Origin of the sequence: Glutamicibacter creatinolyticus (genome assembly GCF_006094275.1) — a bacterium.
Taxonomy (GTDB): domain Bacteria; phylum Actinomycetota; class Actinomycetes; order Actinomycetales; family Micrococcaceae; genus Glutamicibacter; species Glutamicibacter creatinolyticus.
Window position 1 is genome coordinate 2,502,531 of the sequence record NZ_CP034412.1, and the last position, 22,602, is coordinate 2,525,132.

The following is a 22,602-nucleotide window of genomic DNA, read 5'->3' on the forward strand; positions in this document are numbered from 1 at the left end:
CAGCGCCTAGCGCCAGTCGTCCAGGTCCCCGTCATCGCTGGTGACCACTTCCAGCAGGTAGCGTTCCTCACGCTCCAGCAGATTCGGGTGCTGGGCCTGCAGGGAACGCAGCCTTGCCAGGTAGGCGATCGCCCCGTTCGATTCGGCCAGCTGCTCCATGATCATTTCCACGGCCGGGTAGGTGATCTGGCTGAACGGCAGCTCGCGGGTGTCGGGCTGGTCCACCAGGTCCCCCAACCAGCTGCCGTGGCGCTGGGCGATGACCTCCCGCGCATTGCACCATTGGGCCCACCGGCCCTTGGCCCGCAGCAGGCTGGTGCTCTGGCCCTGGGGCACGGCGGCACTGAAGTACCAGGTGTCAAAGCGGCGCAGCGCAAAGTTCGGGCTGACCCAGTGCGCGACCGGACGCAGCAGGTCGGTGCGCACCCCCAGGCCGCGACGGGCCAGGAAGCTGCTGAACTGCAGGTCCTGTCCGGCAATGGCCTCGCGCGCCGCCATCCATTCCTCGGGTTCGCCGGCCTCGGCCACCGTTTGTTCATCGGCGCCAGCCAGCAGGATCCCGGTTTCCTCAAAAAGTTCACGAATCGCGCACACCACGTGCGAGCGGACCAGCCGCTGGTCCAGGACCCCCATCTTCGCCGACCAGGCACCCAGCGAGGGGCCAAACCATTGCAGCTCGCTGAAGTCATCGGCTTCAACACTGCCACCGGGGAACGCGACGGTTCCCAGGGGCGACTCCCCCGCACGGTAGCTGAGGTAGGTTTGCAGCCCGTCGTTGTCGTCGCGGACCAGGCACACCGAGGAGGCGCGCCTGGCCTTGCGCGGGGTGCGGGAGCCGAAGGTCACCCAGTTCTCGGCCGCCGAGACCTGGGATGGCGGCAACGGGAAAACGCGTCGTTGCACGCCGGTGCGCGGGACGGGAGGAATCTTTCCCCCGACCCGCGCACCACGTTCCGGAATCCGGCTACTCAAATTCGGCGATAACCTCGACCTCGACCGGGGCATCCAGTGGCAAGGCGGCGACGCCGACCGCCGAGCGGGCGTGCAGCCCGGCATCCCCGAAGACCTCACCGAAGAATTCCGAGGCACCGTTGATGACGCCCGGCTGAGCGGTGAAGGCCGGGTCCGAGGACACGAAACCCACGACCTTCACGATGCGCTTGATGCGATCCAGGTCACCAATTTCAGCTTTGATGGCCGCCAATGCGTTCAGCGCGCAGACCTGTGCCTGCTGGGCAGCGACCTCGGTGGAAACCTCGGCGCCGACCTTTCCAGCAACTGTGAGTTCTCCCTTAATTATCGGAAGCTGCCCTGAGGTGTAGACGTAGTTGCCGGAGGTCACAGCCGGCAGGTAAGCGGCTACCGGCTTGGCGACGGCGGGAAGCTCATGGCCCAGCTCGGCCAGCCGCGCTTCGACACGCGAAGAATTCGCTTCTTGCATGGGGTTTTGCTCCTTTATCGTTTAGGCTTTCGGACGCTTCATGTAGGCGACCGGAGAGGTTCCGTTGGGGCCTGGCACAACGGCGACCAGCTCCCAGCCGTCATCTCCCCACTGGTCCAAGATCTGCTTGGTCGCGTGGATTACTAGTGGCAATGTTGCGTACTCCCATTTAGTCATACTCGCTACGTTAGCGCGTCCTTGTAAACTAGTACGCATGGCAGCTAAGAAGTCCCCCTTTTTTGACACAGCTACCACTCTTGGCAAGATCGTTGCATTCCTTGGAATCAGTGCCTTGTGTGGTGTGCTCGCGGCCGGCATGTTGGTGCCCGCTGCGGCAATCGCGAAAACCGGTATGACCACCGGATCCAACATCGTTAACTCGCTTCCGGCGTCGTTTGAAAAGCTGCCGATTCCGCAGCCCTCCCAGATGTTGGACCGCAATGGGAAGGTCATTGCCACCTTCTACGAGCAGAACCGTGACCCGGTGAAGCTTGAGGACATCTCCCCATACATGCGCAAGGCCATCGTCTCGGTTGAGGATGAGCGCTTCTACGAGCACAACGGTGTTGACCCCAAGGGCATGCTGCGCGCTGTTGTCTCGAACCTGACTTCTTCTTCGCGCCAGGGTGCCTCGACCCTGACCCAGCAGTACGTGAACAACCTGCTGGTGAACAACCAGTACCTGACCGGTGACAAAGACACCACCGTGTCGGGCCAGAAGGACTACGCGGACAAGATCCGCGAAGTCCGTTACTCGGTGGCAATCGAGAACGAGATGTCCAAGGACGAAATCCTCGAAGGCTACCTGAACCTGGTGCTCTTCTCCGGGCGTGAATACGGTGTGCAGGCTGCCGCACAGCGTTTCTTCTCAGTAGACGCCAAAGACCTGAACCTGCAGCAGTCCGCGATGCTCGCGGGTATGGTGCAGCTGCCTAACGTGTACAACCCGATTGACAATCCGGAACGGGCCAAGGACCGCCGCGACAAGGTCCTGGGCAACATGTACCGCACCGGGGCGATCACCAAGAAGGAATACGACAAGGCCGTGGCCTCCAAGCTGGAGACCAACCCGAGCCAATCACGTTCCGGCTGCATGGCCGCCGGCGACAACGCCTACTTCTGCGACTACGCGACCCGTTTGATCACCCGCGATGAGGCCTTCGGCAAGACCAAGGAAGACCGCACCAATCTGCTGTACCGCGGTGGCCTGACCATCAAGACCACCCTTGACTCCAGTCTGAACAAGAAGGCCGCGAAGGATACCCGCAAGGCCATCATCCCGGACATGAAGGGCAATGAAGACATTGGTGCCTCACTCGTCTCGGTAGAACCGGGCAGTGGCAACATCGTCACCATGGCGCAGAACTCGACCTACGCTCCTGACAACGAAAAAGTGGAGAACAGCGTTCTCAACTACTCTGTGGAACGTTCCCTGGGCGGTGCTGGCGGTTTCCAGGGTGGCTCGACCATGAAGCCGTACACCACTCTGGCCTGGCTGCATGAGGGTCACCACATGTACGACAAGATCAATGCGAAGCGGCAAACCTTCATGCCAGGCGACAAGTGGCAGGCTTCGTGTCTGCCCGGCGGAACCACTACCGTCGGTGAAAAGTGGACTCCTAAGAACGCCTCCTACGGCTTCTACAAGAACATGACCGTGGACTACGGACTGTATTGGTCGGTCAACGCAGCGACCGTTCAAGAGGCCCGGCAGGTTGATCTGTGCACCATCACCGACTACACCACTAAACTGGGCGTGCTCAACCAGAACGGTGGAGAAAACGGTGCACCCGCGCCGATCAGCCCCAAGAATCCATCGTTTGTTATCGGCTCGGTTAGCATTACCCCGCTGTCCCAGGCTGCTGCTTTCGCCGCGTTTGCCAACAAGGGCGAATACTGTGAGCCACGTGCCCTGACCTCCGTGGTGGACGGTGAAGGCAACAAGTACAACGTGCCGCAGCCGGACTGCAAGCAGGTCATTGACGAGCAGAACGTCGCCGATCTAAACGGGACTTTGCAGAAGATCGCAACGAAGCGCGTGTCCAAGGGGCAGGTCTCCGGACCAATCGCGGGCAAGACCGGTACCAACAACTGGTCGACCTCCACCTGGTTCGTCGGCTACTCGACCGGCATCTCGACCGCTGCCTGGGTTGGTCGCGTGGACGCCCAGGCTGCTGAGAAGAAAAACACTCTGCAGAACAAGGTCGTGAACGGTCGCAGGTACGGCAGCATTGTGGACTCCTCAACGTTCGCTTCCCCGCTGTGGGTCGACTTCATGGAGGAAGCAGTCCACGAGTTCGACCAGGGCTCCTTCGGCTCGGCTCGTTCGGCTCCCAAGCCGAAGCCGCAGCCCAAGGAGGATTCGGATTCCAGCGATTCGAGCGACTCCAGCGATGCGAACGACTCGAGCGATTCGAGCGACTCGAACAAGTCGGATTCGGAAGATTCCAAGGATTCGAAGGACAAGAAGGAAAAGAGCGAGAACAAGTCCAAGGGCGAAAATAAGTCCAAGGACAAGGGCGAAGACAAGAAGGAAAAGAAGTCCAAGCCTGAACCGACAAAGTCGGGTTCGCCGAACGACTCCGACGAGGACTAAACTGAAGGCCGTGGCCACCTTGGTGGCCGCGGCCTTCCTTTATCCGCAACTACGATGGTTTCGCATTCCAACCAGCACTTTTCGTTGAAAGGACACTGACGGTCCACCTATGACTTCACAGAAGGATTTTTCAACGGCCTTGGCCTCAGCCGCTCGCCGCACCGCCTTGCTGGCAGGCGGCGCCCTGGCCCTGGGCACGGCGGCCATCGGTTATGGAATGTATGAAACCCAGCAGTTCCAGCTGCGCCGCGAAACCCTTCCGGTTCTGCCGGTGGGCGCCCCCGACATTCGCATCCTGCATCTGTCGGACATCCATATGGTGCCTGGCCAGCAGCTCAAGCGGCGCTGGCTGCACCAGTTGGCCGAGTTGCGCCCCGACTTCGTGATCAACACCGGCGATAACCTGTCGCACCAGAATGGCGTGCCGGCCCTGATCGACGCGCTGGAGCCCCTGATGCAGTTCCCCGGCGCCTTCGTTCCCGGGTCCAACTGCTACTTTGCCCCGCAACTGAAAAACCCCCTGCGCTACCTCAAGCGCAGCCGCGGCGTGCCGAACAACTCCAGCCGCAACGCGCTGCCGCACGAGGAGATGCACCGGCACTTCGGCGCCGCTGGTTGGCTGAATATGGCCAACCGCAACCAGTCGGTTCCCATGAAGGGGATCCGCATGGATCTAAGCGGTGTGGATGACGCGCACATCAACCGCGACACCTTCGCCGGGTGGCCGGCCGGCTCGGTGAACTCGGCGCGCTCCCCGCACGTGAAGATTGCATTGGCCCACGCGCCCTACCAGCGGGTGCTGGATGAGTTCACGCGCACCGGCGCCGACGTCATCTTCGCCGGGCACACCCACGGCGGCCAGATCTGCATTCCCGGTTACGGTGCCCTGGTAACCAACTGCGATTTGCCTACCTGGCGCGCCCGGGGACTGACCAACTGGGAGCTGAACGGACGCAGCGTCCCGCTGAATGTGTCCGCCGGTATCGGCAATTCCCGCTTCGTCCCGGTACGCATCGCCTGCCGGCCCGAAGCCGTGCTGGTGACCCTGACCTCCAAGTAGGCATCGGCCCGCACCGATACTGCTAACGCTTCGCCTCCCGCGCCACCGGTGCGGGAGGCGAAGTTGTTCTTGCCACCGCACCGCCATGATTTGGAAGTCCGCCCTTCAAGCCGGGCCGCAGGACGATTGAATATTCTCAACCACAACCGGTAGCCTGTGTGGTGGATCAAATCACACTTCCCAGAACGAAGGTAAAACGGTGCCGCGGCAAAGCAAAACATCAGGCGACAGCCCGGATACTTCCCTTCGAGCCACGCTGCGGCGTCTGGCCCCCTTCGTCAAACCCATCATGCCCCGGCTTATCGCCGGGTTCTTCTGTGCCCTGGGCGCCGGCATTGTCGCCCTGGTAATCCCCCAGGTCCTGGCCTGGCTGGTCAACAACGTGCTGGGCAGCGACGCGTCCTCCTCCCAGATCTGGGTGGCGGTGGCCATTGTGGCCGGGCTGGGCTTCCTGGAGGCGTTCTTCATCTTCCTGCGCCGCCAGTTCGTTCTCACCCCGGCCGCCGGGCTGGAGAACCAGATGCGCGTGCGCTTCTACAAGCACCTGCAGCGCCTGCCGGTCGCCTTCCATGAGCGCTGGGGCTCGGGACAGCTGCTCTCGCGGTCCATGTCGGACCTGTCGCTGCTGCGCCGCTGGCTGGCGTTCGGCGCCATGATGCTGGTGGTGGAGACCGTCACCGTCATCACCGGCCTGATCCTGATGTTCACCCACTCCTGGATTCTGGGCCTGCTCTATCTGGCCGGCTCGGTGCCGATCATGATCAAGGCCTACCGCTTCCGCAACGACTACCGCGCGGCCAGCCGGCTTAGCCAGGACCAGGCCGGTGACCTGGCCACCGCCGTGGAGGAATCGGTGCACGGCATCCGGGTCATCAAGGCCTTCGGCCGCGGACCGGACATGTACGACGGCTTCAACGAGCAGGCCAAGTCCCTGCAGGAGACCGAGATCAGCAAGGCGAATACGCTGGCCAGCTTCCTGCTGGCCGTGGTCGCCATTCCCGAAACCATTCTCGGGGTGGGCCTGATCATCGGCGTTTCCCTGGTGGCCAGCGGCAACCTCAGCGTCGGCTCGCTGGTCGCCTACTTCGCGATTGCCGCGGTCATTGCCGGGCCCGTGGAGGGCATGGGCATGCTGCTGGGCATGACCCTGAGCACCAAGACCGCACTGGACCGCCACTTCGAGGTCATGGACACCGTCAATGACCTGACTTCCCCGCAGCACCCCTCCCGCCCGGAAACGCTCAGCGGCGAGGTGGAGCTGCGCCATGTGCGCTTCACCTACCCCGGCGCCGGCGGGCAGGCCCGCCCCATCCTGGCCGGCATCGACCTGAAGATCCGGCCCGGGGAGACCATGGCACTGGTGGGGATCACCGGTTCGGGCAAGTCGACCTTGTTGAACCTGGTGCCGCGGCTGCACGACGTTGATGCCGGGCAGGTGCTGGTGCACGGCCAGGACGTGCGCGAATGGGACCTGCAACAGCTGCGCACCGAGGTCGCCGTGGCGTTCGAGGACACCACGTTGTTCTCCACCTCGGTCCGTGAAAACGTGCTGCTCGGCGCGCCGGAGGGCCTGGACGAGCGGCAGCTGGAGGCACTGCTGGCCGAGTCCCTGGAGGTGGCCCAGGCGCACTTCGCCTACGAGCTGCCCGAGGGGGTGGACACCCTGATCGGCGAGGAGGGCCTGTCCCTGTCCGGCGGCCAGCGCCAACGCCTGGCCCTGGCCCGCGCGATCGCCGCCCGGCCGCGGATCCTGGTGCTCGATGACCCGCTCTCGGCCCTGGATGTGCGCACCGAGGAGGCGGTGACCGCCAGGCTGCGCCAGGTGCTGGAGGGCACCACCACGCTGGTGGTGGCCCACCGCCCCTCCACGGTGATGCTCGCCGACCGGGTGGCGCTGCTGCGCGATGGCCACATTGACGCCGTGGGCAGCCACACCCACCTGCTCAGCACCAATGAACACTACCGTTTCGTAATCGCCAGCCTGGATGATGACGAGACCCTGATCAGCGCGGAGGCCGGCCAGTGAGCATCCAGTCAGGTGTGGCGAACGAAGACGCCATCAAGCTCAGCGCCGCCGAACGCAAGGTCGTTCGCCAGCGCTCCTTCAGGCTGCTGGCCGCCCTGGCGGTCCCGCAGAAGAAGCTGTTCACCCTCACCGTGGTGCTGGTGCTGGTTTCCAATGCGGCCCGCGTGGCGCTGCCGATGATCATCGCCCTGGCGATCGACTGGACCCTGCCGCAGGTGCGCCAGGGCAACTGGTCCTCGCTGGGGGTCTCCGGCGGTGCGTACATCGTCTGTGCGCTGCTGGCCGGGTTCCTGCTGGCCTGGTACATCCGCTGCGCCGCCCGGATCTCCCAGGCGATGCTGCTGGATCTGCGCCAGCAGGTCTTCCGCCACACCCAGCGCCTGAGCCTGGAATTCCATGAGCACTACACCTCCGGGCGCATCATCTCCCGGCAGACCTCGGACCTGGAGACGCTGCGCGAGCTGCTGGACCAGGGGGTTTCGGAACTGGCCTCCTCCTTCGTGTTCGTGGTGTTCACCCTGATTTCAATCTTCGTGCTGGACTGGCGCAGCGGCCTGGTGGTCTGCGTGGCGGCCATCCCGGTGGGGATCCTCTTCTTCTGGTACCAGCGCCGCTCCGAGGTGCTCTACCGGGAATCACGGGTCGTCTCGGCTCGGGTGATCTCCACGTTCGTGGAGACCATGACCGGCATCCGGGCGGTCAAGGCGTTCCGCCGGGAGAAGGCCAACGACCAGAACTATGCGGCCGTTGCCGCCCAGTACCGGGACAACTCGGTGCGTTCCTTCAACCTGTTCGGTGTGCTGCAGCCGGGTCTGGTGATGATCGGCAACCTGACCGTGGCCGCGCTGCTGGCCTACGGCGGGTTCCGCATCATTGACGGCTCCCTGGCGGTGGGCGTGATGGTGGCGCTGCTGCTGGCCTCCAAGCGGGTTTTCCAGCCGGTGCAGCAGATCGCCATGTTCTATTCCTCGCTGCAGTCCGCCACCGCCGCCCTGGAGAAGGTGTCCGGGCTACTGGAGGAGGAGCCCACGGTGCGTGAACCGCAGCAGCCGCGCAGCATCGAGCGGGTCAAGGGCGAGATCGGCTTCAGTGACGCGGTGTTCGGCTATGGCCAGGGCCCGGTGGTGATGGACAAGTTCGACCTGCACATCCCGGCCGGCCAGGTCGTCGCGGTGGTGGGGCAGACCGGGGCGGGCAAGTCCACGCTGGCCAAGCTGATCGCCCGCTTCTATGACCTGCGCTCGGGCAGCCTGGAGCTGGACGGGGTGCCGATCAAGGAGCTGTCCAACAAGGAGCTGCGCCGTCACGTGGTGATGGTGACCCAGGAGGCGTTCCTGTTCTCCGGCTCGGTGGCCGAGAACATCGCGTTGGGCCGGCCCGGCGCCTCCCTGGCCGAAATCCAGGACGCGGCCCGCGCCGTGGGCGCCCACGACTTCATCCTGGGGTTGCCCGAGGGCTATGACACGGATGTGAACAAGCGCGGCGGTCGGGTGTCGGCCGGGCAGCGCCAGCTGATTTCCTTTGCCCGCGCCTTCCTGGCCGACCCGGCGGTGCTGATCCTGGATGAGGCGACCAGTTCCATGGACATCCCCTCGGAGCGGGCGGTGCAGCGGGGCCTGCAGAAGCTCTTGGGCGACCGCACCGCGTTGATCATTGCCCACCGCCTGTCCACGGTGCAGATCGCCGACCGGGTGCTGGTGGTGCACGATGGGAAGATCATCGAGGACGGTTCCCCGCAGGAACTGATCGCCGCCAATGGACGCTTCGCCGCCCTGCATCGGGCCTGGAGGGATTCGCTGGTCTAACCGGGCGCACGGCATCGCTGCCCACGACGGCGAGGAGCCCCGAACCAGCAGGCTGGTTCGGGGCTCCTTGCCGTCGTCGGTCTGCCGGGAAGCTAGGCGCTGAAGTCCTGCCCGGTCAGCCGCTCATAGGCCTCGATGTAGCGGGCGCGGGTCTTGGCGACAATGTCCTCGGGCAGCGCCGGGGGCTGCTGGCCGGAGGCCTTGTCCCACCCGGAGGCGTTGGAGGTCAGCCAGTCGCGCACGAACTGCTTGTCGAAGCTGGCCTGGGACTTGCCCGGGGCGTAGTCCTTGGCGTCCCAGAAACGGGAGGAGTCCGGGGTGAGCACCTCATCGCCCAGGGTGATCTGCCCGGTGGACGGGTCCGCGCCGAATTCGACCTTCGTGTCGGCCAGGATGATCCCGCGCTCGCGGGCAATCTTTTCGGCCTGCTCGTAGAGCGCCACCGTCTTCTGCCGCAGCGCCTCGGCGACCTCCAGTCCGACCCGTTCCACGGTTTGTTCGAAGGAGATGTTCTCGTCGTGCTCCCCCACCTCGGCCTTCGCCGAGGGGGTGAACAGTGCCGGGCTCAGCCGGGACCCGTCGACCAGGCCCTCGGGCAGCGGCAGTTCGCATACGGTGCCCGAGGCCTTGTACTCAACCAGCCCGGAGCCGGTCAGGTAGCCGCGGGCGATGCACTCGATCGGGTACATGTCCAGCTTCTTGCACACCATCGCGCGCCCAGCCACCTGCTCGGGCACCTCGGTGGAGATCACGTGGTTGGCGAAGTCGCCCAGCTGTTCAAACCACCACAGGCTCAGCTGGGTGAGCACCTTGCCCTTGTCCGGGATTTCGGTGGAGAGCACAAAGTCGTAGGCGCTGATCCTGTCGGAGGCGACCACCAGCACGCGGTCGGTGTCCGCGAAGGACACCCCGGCCGGGACGTAGAGGTCGCGCACCTTGCCGGAGTAGAAGTGGTCCCAGCCGGGAAGCTGCAGCACTTCGGTCTTGAATCCTGCCATGCCTACTTAGCCTCCGTGTTCACGATGATCTGTCCCCGCTCGGCCTTCAGGCCGATGTCGGTGCGGTACTGGGCGCCGGGCCAGGAGATCTTGGCGACCCCCTGGTAGGCGGCCTTCCGGGCGGCGGCCAGGTCATCGCCCAGGGCCACCACGGCCAGCACCCGGCCGCCGGCGACCACGGTGTTGCCCGCGGCATCCAGCGCGGTGCCAGCGTGCACCACGTGCACCTGCTCCACCGCGTTGGCCTCCTCCAGGCCCTGGATGACGGCACCCTTGACCGGGGTGTCCGGATAGTTCTCGGCGGCGATCACCACGTCCACGGCGGTGGCGTGGTGCCAGTGCAGCTGTTCGGCGTCATCCAGTTCGCCCTTCGCCGCGGCCAGCAGCAGTGCCCCCAGCGGGCTCTTCAGCCGGGCCAGCACGGCCTGGGTCTCCGGGTCGCCGAAGCGGGCGTTGAACTCAATGACCCGCATGCCGCGGCTGGTCAGGGCCAGGCCGCAGTACAGCACGCCGGTGAAGGGGGTGCCGCGGCGTTCCATTTCGCGCAGGGTCGGGTAGGCGACGCGCTGCATGACTTCCTCGGTAAATCCCTCCGGCAGCCACGGCAACGGCGAATAGGCGCCCATGCCCCCGGTGTTCGGGCCCTGGTCTCCGTCGAAGATGCGCTTGAAGTCCTGGGCCGGCGAGAGCGGCACCGCATGCTTGCCGTCGCAAATCACGAACAGGGAAACTTCCGGGCCGTCCAGGAACTCCTCGATGACCACGCTGCCGCCGGCGGCGAAGCAGGCCTCGGCGTGGGCCAGGGCCTCTTCGCGGTCGGAGGTGACCACCACGCCCTTGCCGGCGGCCAGGCCGTCGTCCTTGACCACGTGCGGGGCGCCGAACGCGTCCAGGGCGGCTTCCGCCTCCTGCCGGTTGGTGGCCACCCGCGCCATCGCGGTGGGCACCTCGGCCTCGGCCATCACGTCCTTGGCGAAGGCCTTGGAGGCCTCCAGCTGGGCGGCGGCCCGGCTGGGGCCAAAGACCGGGATCCCGGCCTCGGTGAGCACATCGGCCACCCCTGCGGCCAGTGGGGCCTCTGGACCGATCACCACCAGGTCGCTGACCAGTTCCCGGGCCAGGGCCAGGACCGCTTCCGGGTCCTGGGCGTCGATGGCGTGCACCGGCACCTCACCGGCAATGCCGGCGTTGCCGGGGGCGCAATGCACCTGTTCAACGTAGGGGTCTTCGTTCAGTGCACGGACAATTGCATGTTCACGGCCGCCGGGGCCAATAACCAGTACCTTCACAGGCCTAGAGTTTACCGGACGGGGCACCGCCGCCGGGGGTGTGTGACCCGCTGATGAAACCGGCCGATCGCGGCGCTAGACTTGGCTCTGCGCGGCGGGCGGCGGCCCGCGGCGCGGTGGAGGGCACGGCGAAAGGCGGCAGATGGCCATCAAGCGCAGAATCGATCCGGTCAACGGCAGGCAGGCGCTGAACCAGTGGGTGGCGGCCCAACCGGATGCGACGGATGCCGCCCAGCAGCCCCCGCTGCCCCGCCCGGTCCGGGCAATGGCGGTGCGCTTTGCGCTGGAGGAACTGGCCAGCCGGGCGGAGGGGAACTCGGTGGAGGTGCGGGTTCCACCCTTTGGTGTGACCCAATGCATCCCCGGCCCCCGACACACCCGCGGCACTCCCCCGAATGTGGTGCAAATGGACGCCGAGGCGTTCTTATCCCTAGTCACGGGGCGGCTTTCCTGGCAGCAGGCGGTGGCCGACGCCCGGGTGGAGGCTTCCGGGCTGCGCGCGGACCTGTCTGCGCATCTACCGCTCTTTGAGTACGCTTAAGGGCATGGAGCAAAACCCCTCTCGTCCCCACGGCTCGGCGCAGCGCCCGGGGAAGTCCTTTGAAGTCGAAGTGAAGTCCTCCCCCAAGTTGTGGCCGATCCTCGCCACCGGCGGAGTCGCCGGCGCCCTGGCCGGCACCATCATCGCCCTGCTGGGAGATCCCTCCCCGAACTACACCGTGGCCGCCACCGTCGGTTTCTTCGCCGCCTTCTGTGCCGCCATCGGCCTGGCCGTGGCCGCCGTTGTCTACCTGGTGCTGGACCGGGTCAGCGCCCGCCATACGGTCCGCCGCCTGGCCGTGCCGGTGCAGCAGGACGAACCGTCCCACACCGAGACCCCACACCGCGAACACCCCTAGAACACCGGGCAGATCCGGTGAACTGCGTAGATCCGGGCAGCCTGTAACGAACCACACTTTTGGCCGACCCCGGCCCGGATACATGAGAGAATACTGACATGGCGCGTGGCGATGGAAAACTGAATCATGACCTCCTTTCAAGCGACAAGGGACCGCAGGACGAGTGCGGTGTCTTTGGTGTGTGGGCACCGGGCGAGGAAGTAGCGAAACTGACCTACTACGGTCTGTACTCACTGCAGCACCGTGGGCAGGAGTCCGCGGGCATCGCCACCTCCGACGGGGAACGCATCAACGTCTACAAGGACATGGGCCTGGTCTCCCAGGTCTTTGACGAGAACACCCTGAACTCCATGAGTGGGCACCTGGCCATCGGCCACTGCCGCTACTCCACCACCGGCTCCAGCCACTGGGCCAACGCCCAGCCGACCCTGGGCCCGACCAAGTCCGGCACCGTGGCCCTGGCCCACAACGGCAACCTGACCAACTCAGCGGACCTGGCCGACATGGTGCGCGCCAAGATCGACGCCGAGGGCGGGAAGATCACCGGCGAGATCGCCCAGGGCAACACCACCGACACCGCGCTGGTCACCTCCCTGCTGGGCGGCTCCGAGGGCCAGACCCTGGAGGAAACCGCGCTGGGGCTGCTGCCGAAGATCGAGGGCGCGTTCTGCTTCGTGTTCATGGACGAAAACACGCTCTACGCCGCCCGCGACCCGCACGGCGTACGCCCGCTGGTGCTCGGGCGCCTGGACCGCGGGTGGGTGGTTGCCTCCGAGCAGCCGGCCCTGGCCACCGTGGGCGCGTCCTTCATCCGTGAAATCGAACCGGGTGAGCTGATCGCCATCGACGAGGCCGGGGTCCGTTCCCAGCGCTTCGCCCAGGCCAACCCGAAGGGCTGCGTATTCGAATACGTCTACCTGGCCCGCCCCGACGCCTCCATCGCCGGGCGCTCGGTCTACGAATCCCGCGTGGAGATGGGCCGCCAGCTGGCCCGCGAGAACACCGCGGTGGCCGACATCGTGATCCCGGTTCCCGAATCCGGCACCCCGGCGGCCATCGGCTACGCCGAGGAATCCGGGATCCCCTTCACCCACGGCTTCGTGAAGAACTCCTATGTGGGGCGCACCTTCATCCAGCCCAGCCAGACCCTGCGCCAGCTGGGGATCAAGCTCAAGCTCAACGCCCTGGAATCGGTGCTCAAGGGCAAGCGCGTGGTGGTGGTGGACGACTCGATCGTGCGCGGCAACACCCAGCGCGCCGTGGTGCGCATGCTGCGTGAGGCCGGCGCCGCCGAGGTGCATGTGAAGATCTCCTCCCCGCCGGTGAAGTGGCCGTGCTTCTACGGCATCGACTTCGCCACCCGCGCCGAGCTGATCGCCAACGGCGCCGCCGTGGATGAGATCGCCAAGTCGATCGGCGCGGACTCCCTGGCCTACATCTCCGAGGACGGGATGATCTCGGCCACGAACCAGCCGCGCGAACGGCTGTGCACCGCCTGCTTCACCGGCGAGTACCCGATCAAGCTGCCGGACTCCTCCCGGCGCGGCAAGAACCTGCTGGAGCGCACCGCCCAGGCCGGCTGCGAGCCGGGCCCGGACGCCGAGTTCGACGCCGTCAGCTAGTCCCCCGCGGCGCGGGCACCCGCCGCTGCGCCGCCACGTTCCACGTTCCCGATTCTTCCGCGCGCAGCTGCGCGGGTGTTCACGACAGAAAAGGACCGATCTGCCATGAGCGGCAAAGAGCAGCCCACCTCCATCACCTATGCCGGCGCCGGCGTCGACGTCGAGGCCGGTGACCGCGCCGTCGAGCTGATGAAGGGTGCGATCAAGGCCACCCACACCCAGAACGTGATCGGCGGGGTCGGCGGCTTTGCCGGGCTGTTCGACGTCTCCTTCCTCACCGGGTACCGCAAGCCGTACCTGGCCACCTCCACCGACGGGGTGGGCACCAAGGTCGCCATCGCCCAGGCCCTGGACATCCACCACACCATCGGCCAGGACCTGGTGGGCATGGTCGTGGACGACATTGTGGTGGTGGGCGCCAAGCCGCTGTTCATGACCGACTACATCGCCTGCGGGAAGGTCATCCCCGAGCGCATCGCCGACATTGTTCGCGGCATCGCCGAGGGCTGCAAGCTGGCCGGCACCGCACTGGTCGGCGGGGAAACCGCCGAGCACCCGGGCCTGCTGGGCGAGGACGAATACGACGTGGCCGGCGCGGCCACCGGGGTCATCGAGGCCGACGCGCTGCTCGGCCCGGAGCGCGTGCAGGCCGGTGACGTGGTCATCGGAATGGCCTCCTCCGGCATCCACTCCAACGGCTACTCGCTGGTGCGCCGGGTGATTGCGCACGCCAAGTGGGAACTGACCCGCGAGGTGCCCGAATTCGGACGCACCCTGGGCGAGGAGCTGCTGGAGCCCACCCGCATCTACACCTCCGCATGTCTTGACCTGGTCAACGAACTGAACGGCGCGGACCGCTTCGGCGTGCACGGATTCAGCCACGTGACCGGAGGCGGGCTGGCAGCCAACCTGGCCCGCGTGCTGCCCCAGGGCCTGATGGCCCGCGTGGATCGCTCCACCTGGGCGCTGCCGGCCGTGTTCCGCACCATCGGCGAACTGGGCAACGTCCCGCAGACGGACCTGGAGCGCACCTTGAACCTGGGCGTGGGCATGGTCGCGGTGGTGGACGCCGCAGTGGCCGACCGGGCCGTGGAGCTGCTGAACGCATTGAACATGGGCGCCTGGGTCATGGGCGAGGTTGAGAAGCTGGATGAGTCGGCCTCCGCCGCCGGCGCCGACTTCGTGCAGGGCGCCAAGGGCGTGGACGGCGGTGCCGTGCTGCTGACCGGCGCCTACGCCTCCTAGTCCCCGGCACACCGGCAACGGCCGCTGCGCCTTCCCCTGGGGGAAGGCGCAGCGGCCGTTGCCGTATGCAGGTTCGCCGGCCGGCGAGCTAGGAAAGCCGCTCCAGGGAGTCGCTCAGCGGCGCCTGCCAGCGCCAGGTCGCCTTCTGCTCGCCGCGCACGTGCCCATTGGTCAGCAGCGCCACCGGCAGCTGGCGCTGCACGAAGTTCAGCAGGATCCGGTAGCCGCTCATCACCGCCAGCGAGGAGCCCAGCACCAGCAGGGAGCTGGAACGCTGCTCCATGTCGCTGATGGCCTGCTTGCGGGCGGCGGGCACGCTCTCACCGAAGTACACCACGTCCGGCTTCAAGGCCATCGAACCGCAGCGCAGGCAGGGAACCATCACAAATTCCTTGACCAGGTACTCGGGCAGCTGCACGTCCCCGTCCGGGTTCACGGCCGAGGGGTCCAGGTCCACCTTCTGCGCGTAGCCCGGGTTCGCCTTCTGCAGGCGGGCATCCAGGTGTTCGCGGTCCTCCCGGTAGCCGCAGTCCAGGCAGATCACCACGGACAGGTCCCCGTGCACCGGCACCACGCTGTGTGACCCGGCCTCCTGGTGCAGGCCATCCACGTTCTGGGTGACTATCCCGCTGATCCGGCCCTCCTGTTCCCAGCGGACCAGGCGGCGGTGGATCTGGTTGGGCTGCGCCTTGAACATGTGGCGCCAGCCAATGTAGCTGCGCGCCCAGTAGCGCTGCCGGGCGTCGGGGCGGTAGCGGAATTCCTGGTAGGTCATGGGCCGGTGGCGCTGCAGCGAGCCGTTGGGGCCGCGGTAGTCCGGAATGCCGGAATCGGTGGAAACTCCGGCCCCGGTGACCACCATGACATTGCCGTGATCCAGCATCCGCTGCACCCCGGCGGCCGCTTCGGCCGGGTCGCTGGGCGGTGCGGTCTGCTCCACGATGCGCTGCATGGAACGGATCGCCGAACGGTGGGCCATGTTGATTGACAGCGCGTGGTTTTCTTCCAAAATCGGCCTTCCGCTAGGGGTTGCGGACACGACAAACGCCGCAACGAGCTAGGGCTAAATTTAGCCTAGTTGTTGCGGCTTGTCGTGTGATGTGTACTGATAGAGTCGGACTCCTCCAACGACTGTCGTGAAACCGGGGCCATCACTTCCCGATACCGCCGGGCCTAATGCCGGGCGTCGCTCTCTTCGTCGTCAGAGTATTTCTTGGCCAAATCGTCATAGTCCGAATAGTCGTCACTATAGGACGATTCGGCATGCTCAGGTGCCTGGGTATGGCGCTCACGGCGCACGCCCAGTTCACGCTCCAGTGCGGTCAGATCAGTGGCGGGCGAGTAGTACTTGATGTCTCGCGCCTGACGCTGTGCTTTAGCCTTTTGACGGCCGCGCCCCATGGCGTGACCCCCTCTTTTCAGTAGAGTCGGGAGGTGGTCCACCAATTAGCCAGTGGAGGCCCCCGAATATGTGATCAGTTCTTTCGTAATTCAAGGTTAACATGATTCCCCGGCGAGCGCTCATCGCAACACGTGCACAAACCGTTAGACTAACGACAAGTGCCGTGATCATTTGGCCCCACGCCAAATCCATGTGAAGGAGTTCACATCGGTGATCGATGATAACCTGCCCGAGCCCCAGGCGGCCCTGCCGCCCCTGCGGCCCGAACCCGAGCCAGAAAAGAAGCGCACGGGACAGTGGATCCTGCTGGTGATCGCCTTCCTTGCCCTGGCCGCGGCGGCTGTCTTCGTGGTGTTGCGTTTTATCTCCCCCACCCAGGCTCCGCTGCAGGCCGAGGTTGACCGCAACCCGGATCCGGGGCTGGACGGGGTCATCGCCGAGGCGATGCCCCCGGAGCAGCTGAAGGTCGGCGAGTGCCTGCGCGGCTTCACCTCCCCGCTGGAACCGCAGACCGTGGTGACCTGCGAGTCGGCGCACAACGCCCAGCTGATCGGCACCTTCGAGGTGGAAGGCAGCGAGTTCCCGGGGGCCTCGCAGCTGCTGACGGAGGCCGAGGACCTGTGCAAGTCGGTTCCGCTGGATCCGACCTCCCCACTGGACTCAAGCTGGACCTACCATTTCTCCCGCCCCAGCCAGGGCACCTGGAACCAGGGCGACCGGCTGATCTCCTGCTTCCTGTCACTGAGCGAGGGCAGCGTGCGCAGCTCGCTGCTGCCGCCGGACACCGCCAGCTAGGCCGGCCCCGTTCACCCGCCAGCGCGGCGCACCATCACTGGGATGGTGCGCCGCGTTGCTGGTTTCACCGGGCTGTCGCTGCCGCCGGGCCTAGGCCGGGCTGAGGGTCAGCCCGTTGGCCTCCACGTCCACGCCCACCTTGACGGTGTCCCCGTCGTGGATCGTGCCGGCCAGCAGTTCGCGGGCCAGCTTGTCCCCGATCTCGCGCTGCACCAGCCGGCGCAGCGGGCGGGCACCGTAGGCCGGGTCGTACCCGGTCAGGGCCAGCCAATCGCGGGCTGCGGAGTCCACCTCCAGGGTGAGCCGGCGCTCTGCCAGCCGTTCGGCCAGGTTCGCGATCTGCAGCTCGACAATGTGGCCCAGCTGCTGGACGCTGAGGGCGTCGAACATGATCACGTCATCCAGCCGGTTCAGGAACTCCGGCTTGAACGAGGCATTGACCACGTTCATGACCGCCTCGTGCCGTGCGGCCAGATCCATCTCCTGGTCGACCAGGAACTGGCTGCCCAGGTTGGAGGTCAGGATCAGGATCGTGTTGCGGAAGTCCACGGTGCGTCCCTGCCCGTCGGTCAACCGCCCGTCATCGAGCACCTGCAGCAGGATGTCGAACACTTCCGGGTGCGCCTTCTCGACCTCGTCGAGCAGGATCACCGAGTAGGGCCGGCGGCGCACCGCTTCGGTGAGCTGGCCGCCCTCCTCGTAGCCGACGTAGCCCGGAGGGGCACCGACCAGCCGGGCCACCGCATGCTTCTCCGAGTACTCGGACATGTCGATGCGCACCATGGCCCGGGCGTCATCGAACAGGAAGTCCGCCAACGCCTTGGCCAGCTCGGTCTTGCCCACGCCGGTGGGGCCCAGGAACAGGAACGAACCGGTGGGCCGGTCCGGGTCCGCGATCCCGGCCCGGGAACGGCGTACCGCATCGGAGACGGCGGCCACCGCCTGGGTCTGGCCGATCAGCCGCTGGCCGATCACCTTTTCCATGTCCAGCAGCTTCTGGCTTTCACCCTGCAGCATCCGCCCGGCCGGGATCCCGGTCCAGGCCGAGATCACCTCGGCGATGTCATCGGCGGTGACCTCCTCGGCGACCATCAGCTCCCGATCCGCGTCGCTGGCCTCGGCCGCGGCGGCCGCGTCCAGCTCCTGCTGCAGCGCCGGGATCTCCCCGTAGAGCAGCCGCGAGGCCTTCTCCAGGTCGCCTTCGCGCTGGTACTTCTCCGCCTGGCTGCGCAGCTCGTCAAGCTGGGCCTTCAGGTCACCGACCCGGTTCAGCCCGGCCTTCTCCGCCTCCCAGCGGGAGTTCAGCGCGTCAAGCTGCTCCTTCTTGTCCGCCATGTCCTTGCGCAGCGCCTCCAGACGCTCCACCGAGGCCGGGTCGGTCTCCGTGGACAGGGCCAACTCCTCCATGGTCAGCCGGTCCACCTCACGGCGCAGCTCGTCGATCTCCTCGGGGGCCGAGTCGATCTCCATGCGCAGCCGGCTGGCGGCCTCGTCGACCAGGTCGATGGCCTTGTCCGGCAGCTGGCGTCCGGAGATGTAGCGGTTGGACAGGGCGGCGGCGGCCACCAAGGCACTGTCGGCGATGGCAACCTTGTGGTGCGCCTCGTAGCGTTCCTTCAGCCCACGCAGGATCGCGATGGTGTCATCAACGCTCGGCTCGCCCACGTACACCTGGGCGAAGCGGCGTTCCAGGGCCGGGTCCTTCTCAATGTTCTCGCGGTACTCATCCAGTGTGGTGGCGCCGATCAGGCGCAGTTCCCCGCGAGCGAGCATCGGCTTGAGCATGTTTCCGGCGTCCATTGCGCCTTCCGAGGCACCGGCACCCACGACGGTGTGGATCTCGTCAATGAAGGTCACGATCTGCCCGTCGGAGGCCTTGATCTCCTCTAGGACGGCCTTCAGGCGCTCCTCAAACTCACCGCGGTACTTCGCACCGGCCACCATGGCACCCAGGTCCAGGGAAATCAGGGTCTTACCGCGCAGCGATTCGGGTACGTCCCCGGCGACCATGCGCTGGGCCAGGCCCTCCACCACGGCGGTCTTGCCGACGCCCGGGTCACCGATGAGCACCGGGTTGTTCTTGGTGCGCCGCGAAAGCACCTGCACCACACGCCGGATTTCCTTGTCGCGCCCGATCACCGGGTCGAGCTTGCCGGAGCGGGCCAGTGCAGTCATGTCGGTGCCGAACTTCTCCAGCGACTGGAACGTGCCTTCCGGATCCGGGCTGTCGACCTTGCGGTCCCCGCGGATGGAGGGCAGGGTGGCGCTGAGCAGTTCGCGCGTCGCTCCAACCTCGCGCATCGCTTCCCCGGCCTTGGTGACATCCGAGGCCAGTCCGATGAGCAGGTGTTCGGTGGAGACATAGGTGTCCCCCAGTTCACCGGCCAGTTCCTGGGCCGCGTTGACAGTCTGCAGCAGCTGGCGCGAGAACTGGGCCTGCGCCACGGAGGAGCCCGAGCCGGCGGGCAGAGCCTTGATGACCGAGCTGGTCTTGACCGAGAGCCCATCGACGTCGATGCCTGCGGTCTTCAGCAGCGCCACGGCCACCGAGTCACGCTGGTCAAGCAGCGCCTTGAGCAGGTGCGCCGGTTCAATCTGCGGGTTGCCCGCGGTCGAGGCATTCATCCCGGCCGCGGAGAGAGCCTCCTGGCTCTTGGTGGTGAGTTTGGTGTCCATTCGAGTCCTTCCTCTCAGACCTACACCTCATAAACTTGAGTCTACTTAACTCAACTTACTTTGGGGAGATCCTATTCCGGACTTTACGGAAAATTTTCGTTGTTTTCCCGGCCCTTCCACGCCTCGGCGGCCGGCGCCGCCCGCGCGGGCTTCGGCGTCCCCTTAAACGCAAAAGGCGAGCACTTCACCAAGAAGCACTCGCGTTTCGCGGCAGCGGTTCGGGCCGGGTCAGCGGCGGATGGAACCGATGAAGTAGTCCGAGGGAACGATCGCCTTGCCCAGCGGCATCAGCGAAATCGGGATCATCTTCAGGTTGGCAATGCCCAGCGGGATTCCAACGATCGAGATGAACATCGGGATGGCCGTCAGCACATGGCCGATCGCGATCCAGATCCCGGCCACAATCACCCAGATGATATTGCCCAGGGTCGAGAACGCGCCGACCGGTCCGCGGTCAACGACGGTACGCCCAAAGGGCCACAACGCATACCCGGCAATCCGGAAGGAAGCGATGCCAAAGGGAATGGTGACGATCAGCAGGCAGCAAATGATGCCGGCCAGCACGTAGCCCAGCGCCAGCCACAGCCCGCCGCAGACCAGCCAAATGATATTCAGTACCGCACGCAATAGACTCATGGCTTTATTCTGCCCCAACCCGGCCCGCTGGGACATCGGGGAAAACCCGGATCAGCCCCGGATTCCTGCCGAACGTGCGCAATCTCCCGGCCTTCCTGCTCCCGGTGCGGCCGGCGGCTCCGATAGGATTAGGCATCATGAGCGACCGTAGCGCAGATTCGATTCCCTCCCCCGAAACCGGCACCCGCGACCCGGAACTGTTCCGCAAGGAACCGTTTTCCTTCGTGCGCCGTGGCAACCGCCTGCAGGGACGTCGCGCCCGAGCCTGGGAACGCAATGCCGACCGCTACGTGATCGAACCGGAACGCAAGCAGACCGACACCTCCGTTGCCGAGGATCAGCAGCTGGACCTGCAGCAAACCTTCGAACGCACCGCTCCGCTGATCGTGGAGATCGGCACCGGGTTGGGCGAATGCATCGCCAACGCGGCCAAGGACGACGCGGAGCGCAACTACCTGGCGGTGGAGGTCTACCGCCCCGGCTTGGCCCAGCTGATGCTGAAGGTCGAGTCCTTTGGGCTGCAGAATGTACGCGCGATTCAGGCCAACGCGCCCGAGGTGCTCGATGTCATGCTGCCTGCGTCCAGCGCCGATGAAATCTGGATCTTCTTCTCCGACCCCTGGCACAAGACCCGCCACCACAAGCGCCGCCTGATCAAGACCGAATTCCTGGACAAGGTCGCGCGCGTACTCAAGCCCGGCGGCACCCTGCGACTGGCCACCGACTGGTCCAACTACGCGGAGCAGATGCGCGAGCTGCTGGAGGCACACCCTCAGTTCACCAACCAGCATCCGGGCAATCTGGCCGGCGAGCACAGCGAACTGACCAGGGTGCGTCGTGAGGGGCTGGAAGGCCATGACTCCGAGCCGGCCTTTACCGATGAGCTGGGCGGCTGGGCCCCGCGCTTTGAGCGTCGCATCCTGACCAGTTTTGAAAGCAAGGCGTTGAAGGCCGGACGCCGCGTGTTTGACCTGGCCTACACGCGCAACTAGGCGCTGGGTGCCCGGCGCGGCGGAAGTATTTTCGCCCTCGTCCCACCCGGATGGGGCAGCCGGAGGGCTGTGGCGCTAAGGTTCAACCATGGATTTGTCGTCGTCTCCCACCCTGGAGTTTGCCCAGACCCGCTTGGAGCAGCTGGCTCCATCCCACGTGAACGATCTGGCCGCGGTCGTCGCCGAAGAGGGCATGCAGGAGTTGTGGTTTACCTCGATCCCGGCCCCCACCGCAGTGGGTTCTGAGATTGAACGACGTCTGGAACTCCAGGATCAGGGGCTGATGGCGCCGCACGCGATCATCGATGCCCGTTCGGGACGCGCCGTGGGCGCCACAACGTTGATGAATATTGATGCGGTGAACCGACGGGTCGAAATCGGTTCCACGTTCCTGGCACCCTCGGCCCAGGGAACGGGAATCAACCCGGCGGCCAAGTTCATGCTGCTGAGCCGGGCGTTCGAGGATCTGAAGTGCATCGCGGTTGAATTCCGCACGCATTGGCACAATCAGGCCAGCCGGGCCGCCATCTCCCGGCTGGGCGCAAAGCAGGACGGTGTGCTGCGCAGCCACATGTTTGACCCGGCGACCCAGTCGCTGCGCGACACCGTGGTCTTCTCGATCCTGCCCCACGAGTGGCCGGCGGTGCGCGCCAACCTTCTGGCCCGCCTGCGCAGGCACGGGCTGACCGGCTAGGGACCGATCGCGCGCCGGGTAGTGAACAGTGTGACCTGTGGTTCGCGGCGCTGCGGGCGGGTGCCGCGGCTGAGCGTGACAATGTCCCCGGCCATGGTGCCTGCGGCAAACACGCGGCTCTGGTTGCTGCGCAACTCATAGACCTCCTCCTGCAGGGCTCCAACCTGCCGGCGCAGCTGGTCCACCTCGGCCTCAAGCTGCAGAATGCGCCGGATGCCTTCGAGCGAAACGCCTTCCTTGCTCAGCTGCTGGACCTGGCGCAGCAGCTGCACATCGCGCTGCGAGTAGCGCCGCTGCTTGCCGGCCTGCCTGCTGGGAGAGACCAGGCCCATGCGGTCGTACTGGCGCAGGGTCTGTGGATGCATGTCAGCCAGCTGCGCGGCAACCGAAATGACAAATACCGGTCGTATGTAATCCCCGGTCACT

21 protein-coding genes are annotated in these 22,602 nt (G+C 65.8%); 11 read left to right on the forward strand and 10 right to left on the reverse strand.

The window, feature by feature from the left end; translation table 11 throughout:
* Nucleotides 1-6: 6 nt before the first annotated feature.
* The 3 genes from GcLGCM259_RS11520 to sp36 form a co-directional block, all read right to left on the reverse strand.
* Nucleotides 7-882, reverse strand: a complete 876-nt coding sequence (locus GcLGCM259_RS11520) for an NUDIX hydrolase (protein ID WP_246049553.1) — start codon at nucleotides 880-882, stop codon at nucleotides 7-9.
* 82 nt (nucleotides 883-964) lie between these two features.
* The gene (locus GcLGCM259_RS11525) at nucleotides 965-1,441 is read right to left on the reverse strand and encodes a RidA family protein (protein WP_138926671.1); all 477 of its coding nucleotides are present in this window, start codon (nucleotides 1,439-1,441) and stop codon (nucleotides 965-967) included.
* Nucleotides 1,442-1,462: 21 nt separating this feature from the next.
* Nucleotides 1,463-1,618, reverse strand: a complete 156-nt coding sequence (gene sp36, locus GcLGCM259_RS15595; protein ID WP_246049554.1) for a Sp36 family protein — start codon at nucleotides 1,616-1,618, stop codon at nucleotides 1,463-1,465.
* A gap of 175 nt (nucleotides 1,619-1,793) precedes the next feature.
* Between sp36 and GcLGCM259_RS11530 the strand changes: the two genes are divergently transcribed.
* The 4 genes from GcLGCM259_RS11530 to GcLGCM259_RS11545 all read left to right on the forward strand — a co-directional run bounded on the left by GcLGCM259_RS11530 (nucleotide 1,794) and on the right by GcLGCM259_RS11545 (nucleotide 8,928).
* Nucleotides 1,794-4,037 (forward strand): transglycosylase domain-containing protein, encoded by a 2,244-nt coding sequence (locus GcLGCM259_RS11530; RefSeq protein ID WP_246049556.1) that lies wholly within the window; start codon nucleotides 1,794-1,796, stop codon nucleotides 4,035-4,037.
* Nucleotides 4,038-4,146: 109 nt separating this feature from the next.
* Nucleotides 4,147-5,097 carry a metallophosphoesterase gene (locus GcLGCM259_RS11535; RefSeq protein ID WP_138176826.1) on the forward strand — a complete coding sequence of 317 codons (951 nt, stop codon included), beginning with the start codon at nucleotides 4,147-4,149 and terminating at the stop codon, nucleotides 5,095-5,097.
* A gap of 289 nt (nucleotides 5,098-5,386) precedes the next feature.
* On the forward strand, nucleotides 5,387-7,123 hold the full coding sequence (locus GcLGCM259_RS11540; RefSeq protein WP_138926673.1) for an ABC transporter ATP-binding protein: 1,737 nt from the start codon (nucleotides 5,387-5,389) through the stop codon (nucleotides 7,121-7,123).
* Nucleotides 7,120-8,928, forward strand: coding sequence for an ABC transporter ATP-binding protein (locus GcLGCM259_RS11545; RefSeq protein ID WP_138176820.1), 1,809 nt, complete (start codon nucleotides 7,120-7,122; stop codon nucleotides 8,926-8,928). The genes GcLGCM259_RS11540 and GcLGCM259_RS11545 overlap by 4 nt, the downstream gene beginning before the upstream one ends.
* 92 nt (nucleotides 8,929-9,020) lie before the next feature.
* Here the strand turns inward: GcLGCM259_RS11545 and GcLGCM259_RS11550 are convergent, their stop codons facing one another.
* Together GcLGCM259_RS11550 and purD are read right to left on the reverse strand one after the other, a co-directional pair.
* Nucleotides 9,021-9,926 (reverse strand): phosphoribosylaminoimidazolesuccinocarboxamide synthase, encoded by a 906-nt coding sequence (locus tag GcLGCM259_RS11550; RefSeq protein ID WP_138926674.1) that lies wholly within the window; start codon nucleotides 9,924-9,926, stop codon nucleotides 9,021-9,023.
* 2 nt (nucleotides 9,927-9,928) lie between these two features.
* The gene (purD, locus tag GcLGCM259_RS11555) at nucleotides 9,929-11,215 is read right to left on the reverse strand and encodes a phosphoribosylamine--glycine ligase (protein ID WP_138176813.1); all 1,287 of its coding nucleotides are present in this window, start codon (nucleotides 11,213-11,215) and stop codon (nucleotides 9,929-9,931) included.
* Between the two features lie 142 nt (nucleotides 11,216-11,357).
* Here purD and GcLGCM259_RS11560 point away from each other — a divergent pair, with 142 nt between their 5' ends.
* The 4 genes from GcLGCM259_RS11560 (at nucleotide 11,358) to purM (ending at nucleotide 14,981) form a co-directional block, all read left to right on the forward strand.
* A complete protein-coding gene (locus tag GcLGCM259_RS11560) occupies nucleotides 11,358-11,756 on the forward strand; it encodes a sterol carrier family protein (protein ID WP_138926675.1) in 399 nt (132 codons plus the stop codon).
* A gap of 4 nt (nucleotides 11,757-11,760) precedes the next feature.
* The gene (locus GcLGCM259_RS11565) at nucleotides 11,761-12,114 is read left to right on the forward strand and encodes a hypothetical protein (RefSeq protein WP_138176807.1); all 354 of its coding nucleotides are present in this window, start codon (nucleotides 11,761-11,763) and stop codon (nucleotides 12,112-12,114) included.
* Nucleotides 12,115-12,212: 98 nt separating this feature from the next.
* Complete coding sequence (purF, locus tag GcLGCM259_RS11570) at nucleotides 12,213-13,736, forward strand: amidophosphoribosyltransferase (protein ID WP_138176804.1); 1,524 nt, start codon at nucleotides 12,213-12,215, stop codon at nucleotides 13,734-13,736.
* A gap of 105 nt (nucleotides 13,737-13,841) precedes the next feature.
* Nucleotides 13,842-14,981, forward strand: a complete 1,140-nt coding sequence (gene purM / locus GcLGCM259_RS11575) for a phosphoribosylformylglycinamidine cyclo-ligase (RefSeq protein WP_138926676.1) — start codon at nucleotides 13,842-13,844, stop codon at nucleotides 14,979-14,981.
* Between the two features lie 88 nt (nucleotides 14,982-15,069).
* Here purM and GcLGCM259_RS11580 read toward each other — a convergent pair whose 3' ends face one another.
* Together GcLGCM259_RS11580 and GcLGCM259_RS11585 are read right to left on the reverse strand one after the other, a co-directional pair.
* Nucleotides 15,070-15,960 (reverse strand): Sir2 family NAD-dependent protein deacetylase, encoded by an 891-nt coding sequence (locus tag GcLGCM259_RS11580; protein ID WP_138927246.1) that lies wholly within the window; start codon nucleotides 15,958-15,960, stop codon nucleotides 15,070-15,072.
* 194 nt (nucleotides 15,961-16,154) lie between these two features.
* The gene (locus GcLGCM259_RS11585) at nucleotides 16,155-16,382 is read right to left on the reverse strand and encodes a DUF3073 family protein (protein WP_054821086.1); all 228 of its coding nucleotides are present in this window, start codon (nucleotides 16,380-16,382) and stop codon (nucleotides 16,155-16,157) included.
* Nucleotides 16,383-16,593: 211 nt separating this feature from the next.
* On the opposite strand from GcLGCM259_RS11585, the gene GcLGCM259_RS11590 reads away from it, so the two are divergent.
* Nucleotides 16,594-17,178: a septum formation family protein gene (locus GcLGCM259_RS11590; RefSeq protein WP_138176797.1), complete on the forward strand. Its 585-nt coding sequence runs from the start codon at nucleotides 16,594-16,596 to the stop codon at nucleotides 17,176-17,178.
* Between the two features lie 90 nt (nucleotides 17,179-17,268).
* Here the strand turns inward: GcLGCM259_RS11590 and clpB are convergent, their stop codons facing one another.
* Complete coding sequence (clpB, locus tag GcLGCM259_RS11595) at nucleotides 17,269-19,854, reverse strand: ATP-dependent chaperone ClpB (protein WP_138176794.1); 2,586 nt, start codon at nucleotides 19,852-19,854, stop codon at nucleotides 17,269-17,271.
* Nucleotides 19,855-20,082: 228 nt separating this feature from the next.
* Nucleotides 20,083-20,490, reverse strand: a complete 408-nt coding sequence (locus tag GcLGCM259_RS11600) for a YccF domain-containing protein (protein WP_421014115.1) — start codon at nucleotides 20,488-20,490, stop codon at nucleotides 20,083-20,085.
* 137 nt (nucleotides 20,491-20,627) lie between these two features.
* Between GcLGCM259_RS11600 and trmB the strand changes: the two genes are divergently transcribed.
* Both trmB and GcLGCM259_RS11610 read left to right on the forward strand, forming a co-directional pair.
* Nucleotides 20,628-21,482, forward strand: a complete 855-nt coding sequence (trmB, locus tag GcLGCM259_RS11605; RefSeq protein WP_138926677.1) for a tRNA (guanosine(46)-N7)-methyltransferase TrmB — start codon at nucleotides 20,628-20,630, stop codon at nucleotides 21,480-21,482.
* 88 nt (nucleotides 21,483-21,570) lie between these two features.
* On the forward strand, nucleotides 21,571-22,176 hold the full coding sequence (locus GcLGCM259_RS11610) for a GNAT family N-acetyltransferase (RefSeq protein ID WP_138926678.1): 606 nt from the start codon (nucleotides 21,571-21,573) through the stop codon (nucleotides 22,174-22,176).
* Here the strand turns inward: GcLGCM259_RS11610 and GcLGCM259_RS11615 are convergent.
* Complete coding sequence (locus tag GcLGCM259_RS11615; RefSeq protein WP_246049558.1) at nucleotides 22,173-22,541, reverse strand: heat shock protein transcriptional repressor HspR; 369 nt, start codon at nucleotides 22,539-22,541, stop codon at nucleotides 22,173-22,175. The two genes, GcLGCM259_RS11610 and GcLGCM259_RS11615, sit on opposite strands and share 4 nt — an antisense overlap.
* Nucleotides 22,542-22,602 lie beyond the last annotated feature (61 nt).

Excerpts from the sequence above, each read along its gene's own strand:
- GcLGCM259_RS11525 (WP_138926671.1), bottom strand. The coding sequence starts at position 1,441 with ATGCAAGAAGCGAATTCTTCGCGTGTCGAAGCGCGGCTGGCCGAGCTG.
- sp36 (WP_246049554.1), bottom strand. The coding sequence starts at position 1,618 with ATGACTAAATGGGAGTACGCAACATTGCCACTAGTAATCCACGCGACC.
- GcLGCM259_RS11530 (WP_246049556.1), top strand. The coding sequence starts at position 1,794 with ATGACCACCGGATCCAACATCGTTAACTCGCTTCCGGCGTCGTTTGAA.
- GcLGCM259_RS11535 (WP_138176826.1), top strand. The coding sequence starts at position 4,147 with ATGACTTCACAGAAGGATTTTTCAACGGCCTTGGCCTCAGCCGCTCGC.
- GcLGCM259_RS11540 (WP_138926673.1), top strand. The coding sequence starts at position 5,387 with ATGCCCCGGCTTATCGCCGGGTTCTTCTGTGCCCTGGGCGCCGGCATT.
- GcLGCM259_RS11550 (WP_138926674.1), bottom strand. The coding sequence starts at position 9,926 with ATGGCAGGATTCAAGACCGAAGTGCTGCAGCTTCCCGGCTGGGACCAC.
- GcLGCM259_RS11560 (WP_138926675.1), top strand. The coding sequence starts at position 11,358 with ATGGCCATCAAGCGCAGAATCGATCCGGTCAACGGCAGGCAGGCGCTG.
- GcLGCM259_RS11565 (WP_138176807.1), top strand. The coding sequence starts at position 11,761 with ATGGAGCAAAACCCCTCTCGTCCCCACGGCTCGGCGCAGCGCCCGGGG.
- purF (WP_138176804.1), top strand. The coding sequence starts at position 12,213 with ATGGCGCGTGGCGATGGAAAACTGAATCATGACCTCCTTTCAAGCGAC.
- purM (WP_138926676.1), top strand. The coding sequence starts at position 13,842 with ATGAGCGGCAAAGAGCAGCCCACCTCCATCACCTATGCCGGCGCCGGC.
- GcLGCM259_RS11580 (WP_138927246.1), bottom strand. The coding sequence starts at position 15,960 with ATGGCCCACCGTTCGGCGATCCGTTCCATGCAGCGCATCGTGGAGCAG.
- GcLGCM259_RS11585 (WP_054821086.1), bottom strand. The coding sequence starts at position 16,382 with ATGGGGCGCGGCCGTCAAAAGGCTAAAGCACAGCGTCAGGCGCGAGAC.
- clpB (WP_138176794.1), bottom strand. The coding sequence starts at position 19,854 with ATGGACACCAAACTCACCACCAAGAGCCAGGAGGCTCTCTCCGCGGCC.
- GcLGCM259_RS11600 (WP_421014115.1), bottom strand. The coding sequence starts at position 20,490 with ATGAGTCTATTGCGTGCGGTACTGAATATCATTTGGCTGGTCTGCGGC.
- trmB (WP_138926677.1), top strand. The coding sequence starts at position 20,628 with ATGAGCGACCGTAGCGCAGATTCGATTCCCTCCCCCGAAACCGGCACC.
- GcLGCM259_RS11610 (WP_138926678.1), top strand. The coding sequence starts at position 21,571 with ATGGATTTGTCGTCGTCTCCCACCCTGGAGTTTGCCCAGACCCGCTTG.
- GcLGCM259_RS11615 (WP_246049558.1), bottom strand. The coding sequence starts at position 22,541 with ATGCATCCACAGACCCTGCGCCAGTACGACCGCATGGGCCTGGTCTCT.